General features: G+C 36.9%; 13 protein-coding genes and 2 pseudogenes. 6 read left to right on the top strand and 9 right to left on the bottom strand.

Features of this window, described 5'->3' with window-relative positions:
• The 5 genes and pseudogenes from D5R40_RS42805 to D5R40_RS21450 all read right to left on the bottom strand — a co-directional run.
• Positions 1-1,160: pseudogene (locus D5R40_RS42805) on the bottom strand (ATP-binding protein); the annotation flags it as partial.
• A 192-nt stretch (positions 1,161-1,352) separates the two neighbouring features.
• Positions 1,353-3,761, bottom strand: a pseudogene (locus D5R40_RS21465) (ligand-binding sensor domain-containing protein); the annotation flags it as partial.
• Positions 3,762-3,991: 230 nt separating this feature from the next.
• Positions 3,992-4,294: a hypothetical protein gene (locus D5R40_RS21460; protein WP_124145254.1), complete on the bottom strand. Its 303-nt coding sequence runs from the start codon at positions 4,292-4,294 to the stop codon at positions 3,992-3,994.
• Between the two features lie 706 nt (positions 4,295-5,000).
• Complete coding sequence (locus tag D5R40_RS21455) at positions 5,001-6,434, bottom strand: glutathione S-transferase family protein (protein WP_124155176.1); 1,434 nt, start codon at positions 6,432-6,434, stop codon at positions 5,001-5,003.
• A 490-nt stretch (positions 6,435-6,924) separates the two neighbouring features.
• A complete protein-coding gene (locus D5R40_RS21450) occupies positions 6,925-8,289 on the bottom strand; it encodes an O-antigen ligase family protein (protein WP_124155175.1) in 1,365 nt (454 codons plus the stop codon).
• Positions 8,290-8,808: 519 nt separating this feature from the next.
• Between D5R40_RS21450 and D5R40_RS21445 the strand changes: the two genes are divergently transcribed.
• A complete protein-coding gene (locus D5R40_RS21445; RefSeq protein WP_124155174.1) occupies positions 8,809-9,612 on the top strand; it encodes an MOSC domain-containing protein in 804 nt (267 codons plus the stop codon).
• Between the two features lie 1,325 nt (positions 9,613-10,937).
• Here the strand turns inward: D5R40_RS21445 and D5R40_RS21440 are convergent.
• Entirely contained in the window at positions 10,938-11,225 is a 288-nt protein-coding gene (locus D5R40_RS21440; RefSeq protein ID WP_124145250.1) for a chemotaxis protein CheB, read from the bottom strand.
• A 43-nt stretch (positions 11,226-11,268) separates the two neighbouring features.
• Here D5R40_RS21440 and D5R40_RS35765 point away from each other — a divergent pair, with 43 nt between their 5' ends.
• From D5R40_RS35765 to D5R40_RS21425, 3 genes are all read left to right on the top strand, one after another.
• Entirely contained in the window at positions 11,269-11,535 is a 267-nt protein-coding gene (locus D5R40_RS35765) for a hypothetical protein (protein WP_124145249.1), read from the top strand.
• A gap of 432 nt (positions 11,536-11,967) precedes the next feature.
• Positions 11,968-13,317 (top strand): 16S rRNA (cytosine(967)-C(5))-methyltransferase, encoded by a 1,350-nt coding sequence (locus D5R40_RS21430; protein ID WP_124145248.1) that lies wholly within the window; start codon positions 11,968-11,970, stop codon positions 13,315-13,317.
• Positions 13,318-13,351: 34 nt separating this feature from the next.
• A complete protein-coding gene (locus D5R40_RS21425; RefSeq protein WP_124155173.1) occupies positions 13,352-13,531 on the top strand; it encodes a hypothetical protein in 180 nt (59 codons plus the stop codon).
• Positions 13,532-13,824: 293 nt separating this feature from the next.
• Here the strand turns inward: D5R40_RS21425 and vapB are convergent, their stop codons facing one another.
• The 3 genes from vapB to D5R40_RS21410 form a co-directional block, all read right to left on the bottom strand.
• On the bottom strand, positions 13,825-14,064 hold the full coding sequence (gene vapB / locus D5R40_RS21420; protein ID WP_124145246.1) for a type II toxin-antitoxin system VapB family antitoxin: 240 nt from the start codon (positions 14,062-14,064) through the stop codon (positions 13,825-13,827).
• 207 nt (positions 14,065-14,271) lie between these two features.
• A complete protein-coding gene (locus D5R40_RS21415; RefSeq protein ID WP_124145245.1) occupies positions 14,272-16,998 on the bottom strand; it encodes a DEAD/DEAH box helicase in 2,727 nt (908 codons plus the stop codon).
• Between the two features lie 514 nt (positions 16,999-17,512).
• Positions 17,513-18,283, bottom strand: a complete 771-nt coding sequence (locus tag D5R40_RS21410) for a class I SAM-dependent methyltransferase (protein ID WP_124145244.1) — start codon at positions 18,281-18,283, stop codon at positions 17,513-17,515.
• 60 nt (positions 18,284-18,343) lie between these two features.
• On the opposite strand from D5R40_RS21410, the gene D5R40_RS35760 reads away from it, so the two are divergent.
• Complete coding sequence (locus D5R40_RS35760) at positions 18,344-18,505, top strand: hypothetical protein (protein WP_161564550.1); 162 nt, start codon at positions 18,344-18,346, stop codon at positions 18,503-18,505.
• 256 nt (positions 18,506-18,761) lie between these two features.
• Positions 18,762-19,977, top strand: a 1,216-nt coding sequence (locus tag D5R40_RS21405) for an alpha-amylase (RefSeq protein ID WP_124155172.1), incomplete at its 3' end; no start/stop codon positions are given.

Genomic DNA, 19,977 nt, shown 5'->3' with positions numbered 1-19,977 from the left:
ATTGCTGTGGCATTTCCTTTGATTGTGCCTTTAATTATTTGAGTTGCTTCGTAACCATCCATAACTGGCATTCTCATATCCATCCAAATTAAATTAGGTTGCCATTCATCCCAGATTTCTATGGCTTGTTTTCCATTTTCTGCTTCTTTTAATTCAAATCCTAATGGTTGTAATAATTTAATCAATAATAAACGATTAGTAGGCCGGTCATCTACAATTAATATTTTATAACGGGGTTGATTGGGTTTTAAAGCTATGACATGACGTGGATGTTCTTGAGTTTCTATATCTTCTTTACTGACGATATCAACTTGGATGTCAAATCGAAAAGTTGTACCTATTCCCACTTGAGAGTTAACAGTAATATCTCCTCCCATTAAGTTGACAAATTTACGACTAATTGGTAATCCTAATCCTGTTCCTTCTTGACTATTGTTGCCTGTTTCTGTTTGGACAAATGCTTCAAATAATTTGGGCATTTCTGCTTCAGCTATTCCTGCTCCTGTATCTCTGACTTCAAAAATAATTGTGGCTTTTCCATGACTTTCCCCCCATTCCAAAGAGGGATTTTTTCCAGAACTTTTTCCCCATTCCAAAGAGGGATTTTTGCCAGAATTTTCCCCCCATTCCAAAGAGGGATTTTTGCCAGAACTTTTTCCCCTTAGAAAGGGGGGATTAAGGGGGAATTATTTTGGACTCACAACTGTAACACTCACACCCCCTTCAGATGTAAATTTAATCCCGTTATTGATTAAGTTAATTAATACTTGACGGAGTTTTGTTTCGTCAGTATAGATATATTGATGTACATCATCCTGGCGGTCAAAAATTAATGTTAATCCTTTATTTTCGGCGGTTATATGTAATAAGTCTTCTAGTTCGTTCAACAATGAATAAAAGTCAAAGGTTTTAGCATTGAGGTTCATTTTCCCTGCTTCAATTTTAGATAAGTCTAAAATATTATTAATTAAGGTTAATAAATAGTTGCCACTCTTATTAATAATAGTTGTATTTTCTTTTTCTTCTGGAGATAAGGTTTGAGAACGCATCATTATTTGTGAAAAGCCTAAAATAGCATTTAATGGGGTGCGTAGTTCGTGACTCATATTGGCGATAAAACTGCTTTTTGCTTGATTTGCTACTTCCGCTTTTTCTTTAGCAACAACTAACTGTTGATTTGAATCTTGTAATTCAGCAGTACGTTTTTTGACTTGCGTTTCCAGTTCGCGATTACGTTTTTCCGTTTCATATATACGCCACCACACTCCACCTAGTAAAACTCCTAAAGATAAAATCCCCATCGCTGCTCTAAACCAAAGAGTTTCCCACCAAGGTGGTGTGATTGTAATCTTGATAGAAACACCCTGTTCATTCCAAAGTCCATCATTATTCGAGGCGATCGCTCGAAATACATAGTTGCCTGGATCTAAATTAGTATAGGTGGCAGAATTATCTTTACTACTTACCTCATTCCAGTCGCGATCAAATCCCTCTAGTTTGTACTTGTAGCGATTTTTCTCTGGTGATTGGAAATTCAATGCTGCAAATCTAAAGGAGAAGATTCGGTCTTTATAAGAGAGAGTTAAGTGTTTGGTTTTGAGGATAGATTCCTTGAGAACTGAATTTTCACCAATAGGAACAAGCTTATTTTCCAGTTTAAAGTCTGTGATAAATACGGTCGGAATACTGGGATTATCCTGAATTTGTTCTGGATAGAAAGCAGTGATACCATTTACTCCACCGAACCAAAGTGTACCATCCTTAGTTTTATGTTGAGCAGTGCTATAAAGAAAGGCATTACTTTGTAGTCCATCCCTCACATCATAATTCTGGATACTTCCTGTCTCAGGATTAAATCTCGTCAGTCCCTTACTACTATGACTCAACCACAAACCTCTTCCCTTTTCATCGTTAGAGGTATTTTCTTCTAAGATGCCATAGATAGAATCTCTTGGTAATCCATGTCGATCGGCAGTATATTGGATGAATTTATCTTGGCGATCGTCATATTTTCCTAATCCTGAACTACTACCGACCCAAAGTTGCCCTTGTTGGTCTTCATATATGTCTTGGATAGTAGCAGCAGTACTGAGATTATGTCCAATTATATTTTTATCGTTCGCACGGTAATAGTAGTGGTTAAAGGTTTTTGTTTTAGGGTCAAATTTATCTAGTCCGATTAAAGTACCGATCCAAAGTCTTCCCTCTCTGTCTTCATTAAGAACACGAATTTGATTATTGAGCAGACTCTTGGGGTTGTCCGGATCGTGAGTATAGTGGGTAAACTTCTCTGTCTCAGGATCGAATTGGTTCAAACCTCCTCCCCAGGTGCCGATCCAGATTTTCCCTGTTTGACTTTCACACTCAACGTCATGGATAAGGTTATTGCTGAGACTGTTGGGGTTGCTTGGATCGTGAACGTAATGAGTAAATTGGTTGGTCTTGAGATTTAGCTTATTCAACCCTCCCCCGATAGTACCGATCCAAAGATTCCTCTTCTGGTCTTGACAAATAGATTTAACCGTCGGGTTATTTAAGCTATTGGGATTATTGGGGTTGTATTCGTAATGGGTAAATTGTCCTGAATTTCGGTCAAATCTAGTTAACCCACCACTACCTCCAATCCAGACAATACCCGATCGGTCTTCATAAATAGCATTGGTACCATTATGTTTCAAACTATTATCATCCCCAGGGATGGCACGATAATGAATAAATGATTTGCCTAAAAGATCCAGTATACTCACACCCCTTTCTGTGGGAATCCACAATTTGCCGACTTCGTCTTTGTAGAGTGGAAGAGTATTATCATGACTGAGACTATAGGGATCGCCAGAGTTATGTTCATAATGGGTAAAGGTTTTTGTTTGGGGGTCGAATCGGTAAAGTCCATTACCCCAAGTCGCAAACCACACAAAACCTGCATCATCCTCAACTGCTGATACTGTAAAAACTGTGTTGTTATCTGACTTATTGATATTGTCGGGATTGTATTGATATCGAGTAAATTTCTGGGTTTCCCGGTCTAAAGTATTGAGACCGTTTTGAGTACCCACCCATAAATTCCCGCGACTATCTTCATAAATTCCTCGTACAACATTGTCACTGAGACTATGGGGGTCGTTTGGATCGTGCTGATAATGGGTAAATTTTTCTGTTTCATAGTCAAACCTTTCCAGACCACCATAAGTTGCGATCCAAAGTACACCCTTGCTGTCTTCATAGATTTTAAACACATCGTTATTAATTAAGCTGTGGGGATTTGTGGAATCATGTTGGTAGCGAGTAAATTTGCCTGTATTTCGATTCAGTTTGTTAAGTCCACCACCCAAAGTACCTATCCATAAATTTCCCTGACTGTCTTCATGGATAGCTCTAAGAGCATCGCTACTTAAACTTTGGGGGTTGTCTGGATCGTGATAATAGTGGGTAAAACTCTCAGTGGAAGGTACATATTGATTAAGTCCAGCATTCCAAGTTGTAATCCAGAGTGTACCACTACGGTCTATCAATAGGTCTCTAGTGCGATCGCTACTCAAACTACCAGGATTATTAGGATCGTGCTGAAAAATTTTCATTCCATTGCCATCATAGCGAATGAGTCCGCCATTCATCGCAAACCACATAAACCCATCATTATCTTGAACAATGTTCCAGACTCTATCTTCCGGAAGTCCATCTTTGCTGGTGATATGTTTGAATTTGGTAAATTTTCCTGCATCTCTTGCTCGGAGTATCTGTGGTGTTGGTTTCTTTGCCAAGGTAGCTAAATTTTCTACTGTTTTCTGTTCAGTCTGAAAGGAGTGGTCTTCTCCCAAGGCAACAGGCAACAGGCAACAGGCAACAGGCAACAGGCAATAGGCAATATATAGGAAAAAAGTATTTTTGCAAATATGAGATGCACCCTATCCGAATGGGATGTTTCCCAAACAGTTGAGTCCTGCTATTGTTTATATTTGGCTGATAATATTTATTATTTTTTAGACGATTTTTATACATAGTTTTTCATAATATATGGTTTTTCTAATTCTGTCAAAACACCAGAATGTTCAAAATATTGACTCAGAAATTTATTAAATCCATTCCAACCATCCGGTTTAGCCGCATAAAACAAAAGCTGTTGAGGCGAGAGTTCTTTTTCCCATTCCTTCACAGCTTTTTCTCCAGATTTAATTGCCTTTTCTATATCTGTTTTATCTGTTTTATTCAAAGTTTGAGTTAGGCGATCGCCCGCTTTTTTCACAAGATAACCCCCTACTTTTGGTATTACCCAACTTACTAAATCTAGCCCCACAAATTACCTCTAATGGTACTTATATCATGTCCGGTTGAATACTTACACTTTGGAGGAGGTAAGGCAGAAGGCAGCTATGCTGGAGGCAGAAGGAAAGAAGAGGTTAGAAGGGAAAAGGTTTTTTATCACGCTATTATCCGGACATGATATTAGACATTTTTTGGTAGGAAAAATGCGTCAAAGTCAGTCTAGACAAGGGAATTACGTCGAGGCGTTAAAAATGGCTAGCACCCTTAGTAATTCAGGATTTTACCTTTTTGACGTAAAAGCCTGTGCCTATCTATATTTGAGCCTATTTTATTGCTTGATTTTGTGTAAGTCCCACTAATTAGATTCACTTCTATTCTATTTTAATAAAGTAATAAAGTAAGAACCTATCCCACTAATAAGACTTTTGCTAAAAACTCTAAATATGTTGATACTTAAAAACGAAAAATCAAGCTTTTCAAACACATTTTACTTAAACAAATAAACTTGTTAAAAATAGTGGGATAGCTTCAAAGGAGTAGGGAGTAGGGAGTAGGGAAGAAATTGAAAAAGTAAGGGAGTAGAGAGTAGCTAGTTAACGATAGAATACAAAAATTGGGATAATTTATTTTCTGCTATTCCCTTATTACACAGAAATTATCAATTCTTTCCCCCCTACTGCCTACTGCCTACAACAAAGCTGCCTACTCCCTCTTTTCTGGAGATGTCTAGGAGATGTCTAGTAGATACTAGACAACATAGCATCAATTGTTGTTTCTAAAGCAACTGCTGCTCCCGCACTCATATCCCGAGGAACACAAACTCTATTTCTGAGAAAAGCAAGGGCGATCGCTCCTACAGCAGCATCAGCAGCAGGTTCCTCTTTTCCTTCATTCTGTTGGTCAGTTTTTGAGTCAACTGGTTTGTCAGAAAATAATGGAATACTTCCTTCAATTAAACAATGAACTAAACGTCTCAAATGCCGATCAATAGCTAATTCAATACTGGGTAAAGTCTCCTGAATCACCCATTTTTTAATTCCCGAATTTTTGATAATATCAGCAATCACAGTTTGGTAGTTACTACTTAATCTCGCCGCTGCCTCCATAGAATATTCTTCTGTTTGACTTTCTACTTCTCCATGGGGTTGTGGTTGAGTAACACTTAGAGATTTATTCTTATGGATAGGTTGTACGCCAAATAACTTGTGCATATTGAAGAAGGAGACAGGAGACAGGAGACAGGAGACAGGAGGAAAATTACATGGGGATTCTAACCCCAAGTAATTTTGAACACCGTGTAGACGGTGGGGTATTAAACCCACAAAGAAAATGATCAAATTATTCGTTCGAGCACTAGGTTTGATCCGTTGATAAGAGGAACGTTTATTGATAGCTGTCAACCATTGATTGAGTCGAGGAAAGCGGTCATTGTCGTATAGAGAATATCCCCGGAATACAGGTAAATTTGCTGCGAACCTTCTGAGAGCTGGAGTATACATAATATCCACCAAACTAAACTCGCCCATAAAATAAACACCAGGATATTGACCCAATGTTACCTCTAACTGGTCTGATTTTGTCTCAAAAGTTGTTTGCAAATTCAGCAGTTGTGCCGCTATCTGTTCCGGAATAGTTTCTGTAGATTGCTCAGAGTTAGCAGGTTTGCCTCGGAGAAACGCATATCCTGATTTGACTAAACCATTGGCATCAAAATTCTCAATCATATCTAATGCCGCAGACCTTTCTTGAGAGGCGATCGGCAGTAGAGGAAAGCGATCGAATTTTTTTTCTAAGGCAAGCAGAATATCTTTAGACTCATAAACTAACTCGCCCTCAATTTTGACTGCGGGAACCAATGCTGTTGGCACCATATCCTTATACCACTGTGGTTTGTTTGATAAATCAATTAATTCAGTTTCAAAAGGAATTTGTTTTTCTTCTAAAGCAAACCAAACTCTTTCACAGAAAGGACACCAACCATGAGTATCTCGATAGAGCAAGACAGAAGGTTTTTCCCCAGGACTGAGTCGATGGAGGTGACTGGATATTGTTGCAGTGGCAGGTGTTTGTCCTGGTCTTGATATCCATTTTGCCGTAGTATTTTGTTGGGCAACCTCTAGTAATTCTTCCCAGTTAGGAAGAGATTTTTGCTGAGATGTCTCTGTTTTCATTGCTAGCTTTATTTGTTAGATAGATGTACCTGAAATTTTATCATAAATCAAAGTCAAATAAATATTTCGTAGTGGCGTGACACACCAATGTTGCAATAGTAGGGGCGGGTTCCGCGTTAAATTAATGGTGTTAGAAATTATCTGATTAACCCGCCCCACTAAATTAATATTTATGAAGATACGATCGGGGGTTCTATAAGGTTTTTCCTTCTCTTAAAGCTTCTTCCTTCTTCCTTTTTCCTTCTTCCTTACCTTCTCTATACAATACCGATGCTACCGGACATGATATCAGTTATCAGTTGTCAAAAGGTGGCATATATCTAAGTTTTGCTCAGTTACGCTATCGCTAACACACCCTACTGTCGTGTCAAGCTTAAAATAGGGTAATAGGAAAATGGTAAAATCTAAGCTATATATTGTTTTTGTCCAAAATCCTAATACAACATTTAAGGCTTGACGCGCTACTACTGGACTCGGTTTTTTATTCCCCCTATTGCTTATTGCCTGTTGCCTGTTGCCTGTTGCCTGTTGCCTGCGCGCAGCGCTCTAACCCACAAATTGCAGCTAAAAGTAACCATCCTATTGTATTAATTCGTAAATCAAACAAACTCACGTCAAACATATTAAATATAGTACAAGCAGCAAAAGCTACTAAATAACTAAAAAATATGAAACGGTCTCCTCTGGAATAAATTGATGACCTATTAATTAATAACAATACTGCCTTTGCCAATATCCAACCCACCCAAACAAACAAAAACAAAGCAGCAGGAATTCCAGTTTCTGCCGTTAGCATCAAGAATAAATTATGAGGATGACCAAGCCACATTTGCATCTGTGCTTCATACAAAGGAGTAAAATTCCGCAAACCCCAACCACTCCAAGGCTTTTCTAAAGTCATATTCCAAGCAAATTGCCATTGGGTGCTGCGTAGAATGGCTACAGGTCTATCAAAATCTCGATCTGTGAGTCGTGCCCAAAAGTATTCCGGAACAATTATTCGTAACCATTGCTGCAAAGGTGCAGGAGCAAAAGCAGCTCCAAAGACAGTTGCCACTGCTGTCATTACTAACCATACTAACCAATGCCAACCAAGATAAATAGCATAAGCAAGACCAGCAAATACCACTAACCCCCAAGCATTGCGTGAATTTGTCAAGACCAAAGCAATGCCATTACTAATTATTGCCACTGTTAAAAAAATAAGTTCTTGAGGTGACTCACCATGAAAAATATTGAAGCGACCCATTTTCTGTTTTGGGTGTGCGCTCTCTGTTGTCACCCTGTTTCCAAATAAAAATTTCCATTTTTCAATCCACAACCCCAACCCAAGAATAAATACAACCGTCAAATAAATTGCGAGAATATTAGCATACATAAATACTGAAGCCATTCTCCCCGGAGGGTTGCCTTGTGGTGCAAGTACCCAACCTAAAATAATTTGTAAACTCAGGGGGCCAGACCAACCAAAAAATAATTGTCCGAAACCTAAAATGACTACAGGTAGTGAAGAGAGTACCATTACCCAAGAAAGTCGTCGCAGTTGGGAGGGAGTTTGGATAAGAGTACTCAAGGCAGCAAATACTCCAAAAAACGGTAATAAATTAGCTAACCCTAAAAAGGCTTCCTGACGGTCTAATGCAAAAAATGTAGCGATCGCTAACCAGACAGCAAGACCAGCTAAGGCTATATTGTGGGGACGACGAATAATGCTGCGCCATTTTTGTTGCCAACTGCTAATAACGGCAAAAATTAGAGTTAATATACCTATAGTTGGTAATATAGGAAACAGTAATAGTCCTATTTGAGTGAACTTCCACTCTTTTTGTAAATAACGATGAGAATTATGATTCAATTTTTTTAGGTATTATAGCAGGGAACAGGGAACAGGGAACAGGGAATAGGCAACAGGCAACAGGCAACAGGCAACAGCGGTCAGACCCCGCGACGACGCCAGCTCGCTTGCGGAATGCTGACCAAGAGAGGCAACAGTGGAAAAAAACATTGCCTAGCTGTGGGATAGTGCGTTACGTGATACTAACGTACTCTACTGGACTGACACACCTTAAATGGTGCATTAGATTCAATTCAAAAGTCAAAAGTCATGCATTCAAAAGTAAGAGTTTTCAAGTTAAAAACTAATGCACAGTTTTAGCTGTGTAAGTCTACTACATTATATTCATTTTACAAACACTCTCTAATATAGCAATAGTAATTCCCAAAAAGTGTGAGGTACAAAATGATAAGTTTTAGGGAGCAGGAAAACGCATAATGATATAAACTTGTAATAAAGTAGGTTGGGTTAAGCGCTAGCAAACCCAACAGATAAGGGTCTAATTTTTTTCCACTAGCATCTCCAATAATAAAAAATAACATGAAATTAGCAACAGTTAAACAATTATTTATTCATCCAGTTAAAGGGTTAACTCCTAAAAATTGCCAGGATTTTTTCCTCACTTCAGGATATGGCATTAAAGGCGATCGCGCTTTTGCTTTGATGTTTCTCGACTCTGATAACTCTACAATACCAGAAGTTATACCTTGGATGAGTAAAAAGCATTTTGCAGTACAAAATGACTGGCCTGGTTTAGCTGCTTTGAATTGCGAGTTTGACCCAGAAACTGGATTTTTGACTGTGCGACATCAAGGGGTTGAGTTACTGAAGGCAAATACAAGTTTATCTGAGGAGCGCGATCGCATTAGTGCTTTTTTCACAGATTATTTGACTACTCTCACACCGAATAAAGGAGCGCGTCATCCTCAAAAAGCTCCTGTGCAGTTAGTGGGAAATGGTAATACAACTCGTTATCCCGACCGCGAAATTGTACATATTTCTATTATTAGTCAGGCAACTATGGATGATTTAGGAGAAAAAGCAGGGAATATATTAGATATACGGAGGTTTCGTCCTAATGTAGTTGTGGATGGAATAGATGCTTGGTCAGAGTTTGACTTGGTAGGAAAACAGTTGCGCTTGGGTAATGCTCAAATTACTGTTACTGCTAAAATTGGACGGTGTATGAATATTGAGGTCGATCCAGAAACAGGTGATCGCGATATTCCTTTATTATCGGTGTTGAAAGAAAAATTTGGTCACGCTCACACGGGAGTATTGGCAACTGTTGATAGTGATGGCAGTGTAGCGGTTGGCGATCTTTTGCAAGTTTTGAGTGATTAATTTCTATATTTTTTACAACAATCAATAATTATGATAGTCTATAGCAGGCAACAGGGAACAGTGGAAAAAATATTTCCCTGTCTTACGGTTGATTATCAGTATAAGTCCTAAGTAACCCATAATTTGTTATAATTAGGACTTAGGCACTGACAATAGAAGTATAGCAATGTGCGCTGGCATATTTACAAATCATAGGAGGTGTCCAATAGCTAAAAGTCTTATATTATCAGCTTTTTATTCCCCCAGATGAGTTGTTGCCTATTGCCTGTTGCCTGCGCACAGCGCTATAGAGTTTGTGCGCTATCGCTAACACACCCTACCAATCGCGTTCATGCGTAAGTCATATCAAATCCGGTAGCATCGGTGTAATTAGATGGGGAGATGGAGAGATCGAGAAATATTTGGTAATGGTTGAAGATGGAACATTTTTTTAGGGGTTGCACATTATGGAATGATACTGCCAAAAAGAGGTTTAGACTTTGACTAAAAAAACCTAATATTAATTGTTCTAGCAATTATCAAATCCAAAATCAAATTCAATCAAAAATCTCAAATCATTCGCCACTGTGCAACGCCTTTTTTTATACCGAATTAAACGGATTTGATATGATATACAAGTCAAAATTAATAGGAAGTGAAATTATGGAAAGTCAATTATCTGGAAGTTGGCAAGACTGGGTAGGAGTAGCAGGTTATGTTTTATTTGCAGGTTTTATTGTCTGGCGCGTACTTACAATGCCATCAAAGTGAGTTACATCATGTCCGGATAAGAGCGTGATAGAATTCCGTTCCGCTTACGCGACCAAAAAACTTTATCCTTCTCCTGTTCTTTCTTCTTCTTTATTCCCTCCTGACTCGGTCCTTCCCCTCCTGGGAGGGGTTAGGGGTGGGTTGACTCCTGACTCCTCCATCATTTATTTATAACTGTTCAACCGGACATGATATTATAGCGCTATGTGTTGGGTAGTAGCTTGCTATAACGATAGGATTGGCCATGATAGCAGTATGCACTCAAGAAAGTTATAAATAATGAGGTCAACTAAAATGCTGGAAGTCAGATTGATCTTTGAGAAAAAGGAATTGCGCAGGCCCTCAAAAATGATATTGAAGCTATTCCTACTGACTACTAGAAACAACCTTTTATTATACAGACGCTGCCGGACTTGTTGATATTATAGGCGATCGACAGACACAGGCATTAATTTTTCGTGTGTGGTGTAAAAAAAGGTTTGTTATCATTAATACAAGACAAGACATATTCAAAACGAGTACCTTTTTGATTGGTATGTTTGATAATTCTACAGATTTTTCCAATCCATTCATACTCAATCAACATTACATAAGTGTAGATATTTTCCCTCTGGCACAATATATACAGTCCAGGGGTTTATTATCATTCCATCTTCTATTTTATGGACTGTGAGGATCGTTTTTCCTTTTAGAAGTTGGACAAGGTGACTGGGAAAATTAGCAGATTGATTTTGGACTACTATTATGAATGCAATATTTAGTTGTTTTGGCAGATGAGAAAAAAATGTTTCTAATAGTTTTAGATTCTCTGCAAATATTGCTAGACCTACGACAAAAAATTGGTTTTCTAGTTGTAATTTCATTTTTTAATGGGGAAGAGGAAACAGGGAATAAGCAATAGGCAATATGTTGTACCTCACTTCTTTAATCAATGCTATAAAAATAATTTTTCCTACCTATTTAATCGGACTATCAAATATACAATTAGTTTTGTTTGACTACTTAGGGTTTGCGCTCATAAGTCTTATTGGTGAGGGTAGGAGACAGGAGACAGGAGACAGGAGACAGGATAAATGGGTACTTAGAGGAGGTAGGAGCGGGCGTTTTGTAAGAATGATTTTTCTGCCCAACTATGCGCCTAAAATACGCTCCTTTTTGAGCGTGAAGAGCTGAAAAACAGGCACTTTTTTTGAACAAAAAAAGGCTAAAACCTTTATCTGTAAATACTTTTATATTTAATCAGCAATCCCTACTTATTTTAGTAAACTATTCAAGAAAATAGGGAATAGGGAAAGACTTTTCAACTATTAGCTCTAGGAAATGCTTACTATTCAATCAGTCAATATTTGTCTACCCATTTTAAATTTTGAACAGTTTAACTAGCTATCAGCTTTTAGAACTCTGGGTTAAAATCCCCGCTTTCTATAAACCGGATAGTTTAGGAGGTTTTGAAATCCCTTTCTAAACGTAAAAAAAATAATTCTACTGATTACTGAGTGCTGAGTGCTGACCGCTTCTTTAAAGTTAAAATCATGCATTTATATTATCATGCTATAATTTCGTAATTAATCAAAAAAGTTATTAATTTGTTTTTAATTAATTGTAGTGAATAATAATCCTCGTCAATTAGCTTTTATTATCCTCCAAGAAGTGTATCGAAAAGAAGCTTTTGCTGATTTTGCTCTAGATAAACATTTGAGAAAAAATGACTTAATTGATGCCAACCGTCGATTAGTTACAGAGTTAGTTTATGGATGTGTGAGAAGGCAGCGATCGCTTGATGCAATTATCGATCGATTAGCAAAAAAGAAATCTCACCAACAACATCCAGACTTACGGATAATTCTCCATATTGGTTTATATCAATTATCCTATTTAACACAAATTCCAGAATCAGCAGCAGTTAATACCACAGTTGAGCTAGCAAAAGAAAATAAACTGGCTAAATTAACTGGTTTTATTAATGGTTTACTCAGAGAATATATTCGGCGAGAATTGACGATTGACTTGCCCAAAAATCCAGTACAAAAATTAGGAACATTATATAGTTTTCCTGACTGGATAGTTAAATATTGGATAGAGACATTAGGTTTAAGAGAAACTGAAGAATTATGCTCATGGTTCAATCAATCGCCGAGTCTTGATTTAAGAATTAATCCACTCAAAATCTCAATTACAGAAGTAGAAACAGCTATGAAAAATACAGGTATTTGTGTTAACTGGATACCTCAATTTCCCCAACTTTTAAGACTAACAGGTGCAGTAGGTTCAATTCAAAAATTACCGGGTTATGAAGAGGGTTGGTGGTCAGTTCAAGATAGTAGCGCTCAATTAGTTAGTTATTTATTAAATCCACAACCAGGAGAAATCATCATTGATGCCTGTGCTGCCCCTGGAGGTAAGACAACTCACATAGCAGAATTAATAGGAGATAATGGCAAAATTTTTGCTATTGATAAAACAGCTTCTCGACTAAAAATGTTAGAACAAAATTCTGAAAGATTGCAGTTAAAATCTATTTCTATTTATATAGGAGATAGTCGAAGTTTTCCTGAATTTATTAATCAAGCTGACCGAGTTTTATTAGATGCACCTTGTTCTGGTTTAGGAACTTTACACCGTCGAGCGGATGCAAGGTGGAGACAAACTCCAGAGAATATTCAAAAGCTCTCAAAACTTCAGAGTGAGTTATTAGAAAATACTGCCAAATGGGTCAAACCAGCCGGAGTTTTGGTATATGCAACTTGTACAATTCATCCTTTAGAAAATGAGGAGGTGATTGAGAAGTTTTTGACCAATAATTCTGAGTGGGAAATTGAAGCGCCAACTATTGATTTTATAGTGTCTCCCACTGTGGAAGGATGGGTAAAAGTTTGGCCTAATAGAGAACACATGGATGGTTTTTTTATGGTGAAATTGAGAAGAAAGTGTCAGAAATTAACAATTAATAATTAATAATTAATAATTAATTATTAATTAGGGTTTGCGTATGGAAAGTCTTTTTGCTGAGGTAGGAGACAGGAGACAGGAGACAGGAGACAGGAGACGAACCACCCCTCGCCCCTCCCCCTCCCAGGAGGGGAAGTCAGGAGAAATGGGAATGAGCGAGGAGGTAGGAGTAAGAATTGTCAGAATGATTTTTCTGCTCAACTCTTGCCTAAAATACTAGCTTTTTGAGGGTTTTCAACTGAAACAGGGGCACTTTTTTCAATCATAAAAATGCTCAAACCTTTATATATCAATACTTTTATATTTTATCGGTAAGCCCTAATTATTACTTATTCTTAAAAGAAGGGGATTGACTAAAAGGAAAATTTTTGATTTTATCTCCTTAAAAGGGGAAGCTTTAAACCTGAATTGTTTAATTATTAATTATTCGGTAAGTGGTAGTTTTTAGGTGTTAGGTGGTAGGTGTCATTGCAATTCCCAAGAAGTGTGAGTTCAACAATTATTCATTATTCATTATTCATTATTCATTGTTGAAATATATTCTGCCAAATCTTCTAATGGTTCATCAAAATCATCTGACATAATAATTTGATTTGCCCAACTACCATAACCCTTAACAGTTTCTATCTTTTCTGTGAATTGTTGATTATTCGGATATTTTTCTCGTAAATATTCTGCATAATTCAACAGTTCTTTTTTCAGAGATTCAGGCAGATTAATTACAACTTTCCACAAAGCTATATCGGTATTCATAAATTTTATTCTAACCAAATAATAGGGATAAAAATCTCATCAAAAACTGTGTAATTTCAGTTATCACTTGTCAATACTCATAATTATATCATATATAACTTTGTAAGAGTTTGACTGAATAACCGAGGGGCGATATAGCGTTTCTCAAGTTACTAAGGTACAGTTGTTTTTCTTGTTTTCTATTCCCTACTCCCTACTCCCTACTCCCTAAACAGCGATCGCCTCCAAAATTAACAACCCTAAATCTTTATATAAACCTCTATTTTGCTGAGGACAACTATGGTGAGTTAAACAGCGGGGACAACCATATTCACAATCACAATTTTTTGCTAATTCTGTTGCCTTCTTTGCAAACTTCAACAGTTGATTAAAAATTGCTTCACTCGCACCATTTCCACCATCGCAAGTATCAAAAAAATAACCGATAGTTTCTCCTCTCTCTTGCTTCACAAACCATTGAACATCCTGACTCGAACTTAACACTACTAAAGGCACAGCAAACATTAGTTGATGCCCCATACTATGCAATGCAATAAAATCTGAATTACAACTCCATAAATTTTTGAATTTATCTGGAATTTTGTCTTGATACTTCTCTTTTATTTTCTCCTTAATTTCTCTAAAATTTTCCCCTATAGCATTGCTAAAAGCATAATTTATCTCTACCTTCACAACTGGAGCTTGATATTGAGTTTGATAGGGCGGATCGAAACTACCTCCATCTACAACTTTAGTAATTTCACCTCCTTTTTTATATTCAGTAGCAAACAAATCATATCCTGTGACTAAAAAGGTAATTTCTCCCCAGATTAAACTTAATCTTAATCTAGCGTGCGGAATATTTGCTTGAATTATTTGGGATTTTGCTAATTGCTGAGTTTCTTGAATAACTAACTCAGTTTTTGGCTTGCTTTCTAAATTACAATTTTTGCCTAAAGGTTTTAAAATTGCTTTTTTTGTATCTAAGTCGAGATTCTCAGAACGATAAAAAATTAACTCACTGTCATAATTTTGGGCTAAATAAATTGCCCCTGGAAAAACTTCCTGATGGGCAAGACTCATTTGCATTTTTTCAAAAGTTTCTCCAGTATTAATATTGATTAATTCCACATCATTTTGAGCATGACCGCGAATATTAATATTCCGATGAGGAAAACCATATCCCCAAAGTTCAGAAGAGTTAGTAATATAGATTTTTTCTTGTTTCAATAAACTATCAGCAATAGCTCCAGCTACTTCTCCAAAACGTTCTGTTATTTCATTCAAAGGTAGGCCACTTTCGACACAACTACATTCTAAATGTTTGCCCAAAATAGTCGGATAATTTGGATTAAAAGCAGCACTTTCCACCTCACCATTTAATAATAAATCTGGTTTATTTCCATAGAAATTATCCAACGGGTTTTGAGCTACTGGTAAAAACATCACTAACCCAGGATTTCTACGTCCTGCTCTACCAATTCTCTGTCGCCATGACATTAAACTACCAGGATAACCACGCACCAAACAACAATCAAGTCCTGGTAAATCAATTCCTGCTTCTAATGCAGAAGTAGAAAGAATAACTTTTACTATACCAGCTTCTAATTTTTGGATAATATCCTGTCGTCTATTAAATTGCAAAGAACCATAAAAAATTGCCACTTTATCTGCTAAATAACTCTCACCATTCTTATCAGCTATTCGCTTAATTATACCCAGGAGTTTTTTCACAGCACTGCGAGAATTACAAAATACTATCCCACTTAGATCGTGGCGTAACCAAGACAGAATTATTTGACAAGCATCGGGGTTAGCAGTTTCGCTAGGTTCCAAACATAAAATTGTTCTACCAGCACTATCAGCACCACTTTTTGATATTAGATGAAGTCGTTCCGGTTCCTCAGATCGGTTGCTAAATCTCATTGCCATTTCTGCGGGGTTGCCAATAGTAGCTGAACTAAAAATAAATTGTAGTTTTTTTGAACTTCCTCCTACTCTGTCTACCACCATTTTTAATCTGCGCATTAGGTTGGCAAAATGAGCGCCAAAAGCACCTCTATAAGTATGAGATTCATCTATAACTACATAGCGGAGTTGTTGAAAAAATTTACGCCATCCTTCTCCATCTTTGCTTCTAATTCTATATAGTTGATAGTGTAATAAATCTGGGCTGACTCCTAAAATATTGGGTGGGTTGGGGATAAATAATTTTTTCCTTTGTTTTGAGGATGTGTCACCTGTAATTAATCCAATTTTGACAGAATTTTCGGGAAAGTATGAGACCATTTTTTCCAACTTTTGCATCTGGTCTAATGCTAATGCTTTGAGGGGAAAAATATATAATGCTGTGGTCTGAGGTTGTTGTAAACATGATTCTAAAATCCCTAAGTTATAACAGAGAGTTTTACCAGAAGCTGTGGGGGTAAAGATGCAAAGGTCTAATTTTTTTCTCAGAGCGTTTAATGATTCAATTTGATGTTCATAGAGTTCCGTAATCTTTTGTAAAATGAGAGAATTTTTGAGAGTTATTGGTAAATCTTCTGGCAAAGGATAAAGTTTTCCTGGAGTTGGTGGTGTATTTTCTATAGCTACTAATTTATCTGAAAATTCTTGGGCTATTGTTTGAAATACTGGTCGGGGAATAGCTGCTATTTCTGCGGAAGTAATCTTTGATTTTTCAGGCTGTTTTAACTTCTTAGTCTGAAAATTTTTACTATCTCTTTGATGAATTTGTTTTTGATTAATTGCTATTTGCCAATCAGGAAAATGTACTGGGGTTGTATTTTCTAGAAAGTCTACAATTAAACGTTTGCCTAATACTGCTGTAATTTGACCAATACCATATTCAGGAGAATAAATTTTTGCACCAATTTTTAACCACTCTGGAGGTAATAGTAATTGATTTCCTGCAGCTTGGAGAATAGCAGCATAATCTGTAGGTTTATCTGTCATATTAGCTTTTTAGTAGTAGTGGACCGACACAGCTAAAATGGTGCATTAAAATAGTCAGCAATGGAGGACAATAATTATCATTTTCTTTGTGGGTTTAATACCTCACCGTCTACACGGTGTTCAAAATTACTTGGGGTTAGAATCCCCATGTAATTTTCCTCCTGTCTCCTGTCTCCTGTCTCCTGTCTCCTTCTTCAAGGGAAGAGGTCGGCCAGATAAAGTCTATCTGACGGATGTCATATAAAATCCAGTAGCATTGGTATAAAATTTTTTGAAGGTAGGAGTCAGGAGTCAGGTAGGGGAGACGTCGGATTGGCGACGTACAAGAGTCAGGAGGGAAAACAGTTATAAAGATTTGGCAATGGTGAAGATGGACAATATTTTTATACCTAATTAAACGGATTTGATATCATATTTTTAACGATTTTTTCTACACAATTAATACTCTGCGCTCAAAGTTATTTTTTTAAGTAGAAATAAAAATAAAATTTTCTGACAGCATTACTAAGTTCTGTCAAAACTGATTTGGAGTAATTATTAACCTGGGTTCAGCAACATATAGTTCTGTACGATATAGTAAATAAACTAGACCTTTTTTATCTACCCATCGCTCATATAATGCTTTCAAATTTGCCGTAATTTGTTCTCGTTCATAACCTTGATTTGGCACTGATGACGAACTCATAATACGACCTATTAATCCTGGCAAATCTAACTCTTGTCTATGAGTAAATGTTGAATGTTGAAAATTGACAAAATAGGAACTTTTTTCTATGGAGGCAATTGAAAAGCGTCGCTTTTTTTTAGTGTTTGGATGATGTTTAGATATCTGCTTCATTAAGTTACTATTTTCTTTAGTAAATCCATCTTCTCTATTCCAGTTATTCCATAAAAGTGCTAATTTGCCAGAGGGTTTTAAAATTCTGTGAAATTCCTGTAAAGTAGGTTCCAGATTAAACCAATGAAAAGCTTGAAAACAAGTTACTAAATCAACTGATTCATTAGGAAGATTAGTCGCTTCTGCCGTTGCTTCTCTAAACTCTATTAAAGGGTGAGATTGAGCAGCATTCTTCATTTTAAGGTTTGGTTCAATAGCTATGACATTAATACCTTGTTCAGCTAACATTCTAGAACCAATACCTGTACCAGCTCCAATATCTGCTGCTAATAATTCTGAAGGATTTTCAAATCCAGAAATCATTAAAGTTATCGCTTCTTTTGGATAATTTGGTCTATACTGAGCATAATCTTCGGCTCGATCGGAAAATCGATTTAGTGGGTTCATTTTATCTCAGCATACCTTAACTAATATTACTTTTAATAAATTTAACTCAATTATCAAATCATGGCATATAAATTAAAAAAAATATTAGACATATGGGGAAATGTTGGTACAGAATTTGGACCCAGTGAATTTGTGGTTCGCGTAGGTGCAGAAGTTGAGATTGATTCGGTTATGAACACTGTTGAATATGTCCAAGAAAATTCGGCTTTGAGCCAAACCTAAAACTTGCCCCAGTTTTTTCAAAATTTTGAATATAAATTAAATATTCCTTGCTCTACTTATATAACTGGTATTATGGGCTTTATTGTTTACCTATCTTGATTAATCTCTTTGGGTGAGAATTGAAAATTTATGTAGTTGACGAAGAAGGCTGAGAATGGCTAAAAATGAGGACCAGTAATCCTTTCAAGAATGTCGCTATTGCTTCACCCCCACGAAACAGCCATAATCATATTGATAGATTTGAGGATTTCCGAACATGGCAGAAATTAACGGCGTAATGATGCAATATTTCCACTGGTATATTGACCCAAATCTTATCCTGTGGAATCAAGTGGCAAGTATGGCCCAAGAATTAGCAGATGCAGGCTTTACCGCCATGTGGTTACCACCAGCTTACAAAGGTATAGGGGGGACTTATGATGTGGGATATGGGGTTTACGATATGTATGACTTGGGGGAATTTGACCAAAAAGGTACTGTTCGGACCAAATATGGCGATCGCCAACAATATTTAGATGCTATTCAAGCTCTACACAATGTTGGTATTGATGTCTATGCTGATGGAGTTCTCAACCACCGCATGGGTGCTGATGGAACAGAAATTGTCAAAGCAACTCCTTTTTCCAAGGATAACCGCATTCATCCCAAGGGTGGAATGCGTGAAGTTAAAGGTTATACTCATTTTCCATTTCCTGGTCGGCAAAAAAAGTATTCTGACTTTGAGTGGCATTGGTGGCATTTTGATGCAGTAGATTATGATGACTATAGCAAGGAACAAAATACTATATATCTATTTGAAGGGAAAAGCTTTGATGATTATGTGGCGTTGGAAAATGGCAACTATGCTTACCTGATGGGATGCGATATTGATTTCCAGAGTAAAGAAGTTCGGGATGAAGTGATACGTTGGGGTAAGTGGTATATAGAAACTACGGGAGTCGATGGTTTCCGTCTAGATGCTATCAAACATATTTCATCCTGGTTTTTTCCTCTGTGGATAGATGTATTAGAACATCATTTTCAGAAGGATTTATTTATGGTTGGGGAATATTGGTTCAACGATATTGGTACGTTGCACTGGTATATTAATTCAGTTGGTGGCAGAATGTCTGTGTTTGACGTTCCCCTACATTACAACTTTTACTATGCGAGTAAGTCAGGTGGGCATTATGATATGCGCTATATTCTCAATGGTACTTTAATGCAGGAACGTCCGATTAATGCTGTTACTTTTGTGGAAAACCATGACTCACAACCTTTACAAGCATTGGAAGCTCCTGTTGAACCTTGGTTTAAGCCTTTAGCTTATGCCATTATTTTGTTACGTCGTGAAGGATATCCTTGCATTTTTTATGCTGACTATTATGGTGCAGAGTATGCTTGGTTTAAGCCTTTAGCTTATGCCATTATTTTGTTACGTCGTGAAGGATATCCTTGCATTTTTTATGCTGACTATTATGGTGCAGAGTATG

The organism is Okeania hirsuta (assembly GCF_003838195.1).
In the GTDB taxonomy this organism is placed as follows: domain Bacteria; phylum Cyanobacteriota; class Cyanobacteriia; order Cyanobacteriales; family Microcoleaceae; genus Okeania; species Okeania hirsuta.
This window is presented reverse-complemented; position numbering and strand designations above follow the sequence as displayed.